Source organism: Ideonella azotifigens, from assembly GCF_006519715.1.
GTDB classification, from domain to species: Bacteria; Pseudomonadota; Gammaproteobacteria; order Burkholderiales; family Burkholderiaceae_C; genus Ideonella; species Ideonella azotifigens.
The window spans coordinates 1-1,521 of sequence record NZ_VIDT01000999.1 but is presented as its reverse complement, the minus strand read 5'-3'; the positions used below and the strand labels follow the sequence as shown (position 1 = coordinate 1,521).

1 protein-coding gene is annotated in these 1,521 nt (G+C 67.1%); it reads right to left on the bottom strand.

Going from position 1 to position 1,521, the window contains the following annotated elements; translation table 11 throughout:
- Window positions 1–32 precede the first annotated feature (32 nt).
- Window positions 33–980 carry an esterase/lipase family protein gene (locus FKP22_RS30045; protein WP_141291876.1) on the bottom strand — a complete coding sequence of 316 codons (948 nt, stop codon included), beginning with the start codon at window positions 978–980 and terminating at the stop codon, window positions 33–35.
- Window positions 981–1,521 lie beyond the last annotated feature (541 nt).

Here is a 1,521-nt window from a genome sequence, read left to right as displayed (position 1 = left end):
GACCAGCGGCCGGCGCAGCGTCGAAGCCATGCTCACAGCCCTGCGGTCTTCAGCCGGTTGGCCTGGCCGCGGTAGAAGGCCACCGGGTCTTGCGAGAACAGGCCGCGCAGGCCGAAGGCCTGGTTGATCTCGTCCAGGTGGTTCCAGCTGTAGTTGTCCTTCAGCACCGTGCCCCAGTGCGAGGAACACTGGCCGACCAGGCCGTCGCTGGCGCTGCCCTTGAAGCTGACGGAGGTCAGCGCCAGCAGCGCGTCGCTGATGTCCAGCGGGTTGGTCAGCACCCAGTTGCCGCCCACCGAGTAGTAGCGCACGCCGTTCACCAGCTCAGGGCCTGAGCCACAGCTGCTGGTGGGCTGGCCGGCCGGGTACTTGGCGTTGAAGGCGGCGCTGCCGGCGGTGGTCAGTGAGTTCATCGCCGCTTCCGAGTCCTGCGGCATGCCCGGGTTGCCCGAGAGCAGGCTGATGACGGCGGCAAAAGCGTCGAACACCGCAGCCACCCATGCCGTGGTGCCGGTGGCGGTGGTGCCGGCCTTGATGTCGTCGGCCACCGGGCTACCGGTGTGCGGGCCGCCCACGCTGGTGATGGAGGCGACCAGGCTGGGCGCGACGGCGGCCACGTAGCGCACCGTCGGGCCGCCATGGCTGTGGCCGATCAGGTTGAACTTCTGGTAGCCGTAGCTGGCCTGGTAGCGCTTGATTTCGGACAGCAGTTGCTCGCCACGCACCTCGGTCGAATTGGCCGCCGAGACCTGCGAGACGATGACCTTGGCACCGCCAGACTGCAGCGGCGAGACGATGCCGTACCAGTAGTCGATCGGGCCGATGGCGTCGAAGCCGAACAGGCCGTGCACCAGCACGATGGGGTACTTGGTCTGGGTGTAGGTGTCGGCGGCCTGTACCGTGTTCGGCAGCACGGTGGTGGCCAGGCAGGCGGCGGCGATCAGGCTTTTGGCAAGGGCAGGGGCGAGGCGTTTGGTCATGCGTGTCTCCAACTGGGTTTGAGATTCCACGCTCTGAAGTCAGGTCCGAGGGACCGCTGGACGCTGCGCTTGCCGACGTGGTGGGGCGCATTACAGAACGACCGTGCTATTTCTCTTCCAGGTGTCTTCCCGAGGGATGTGCCCAGTCGCAACTCGTGCTCCGGGGGCATGGTTTTGCCCTGGCGGAGACGCAGCTGGCGGGCCTGGCAAGCCGCTCACTGACCCACCCGGTCAGGCGCTTGGCCGTGCGATCCATCACCGCCGCCGAGGTCGGGAATTCGCTTCTTGATACTGGATGCGTGTACAGTGTTTTGACACCGCCTGCCGTTCGCGGGTGTTTCCAGCCTTCCCCGCCCAAGCCCCTCCGGTTTTTCCCTGATGCCAGCCGCCGCCATCGAAGAATTTGTCCTGCGGGCCTTGCCCGAGCCGGAAGACGATGGCCCTTCGGCGGCCGCGCGACCGGCCGCAAGCGACAAGCCCAACCCGCTGGACACCCTCTGGCGCGGCAGCGAATGGGCCCGCGCACCGGCCAGCAATTGGC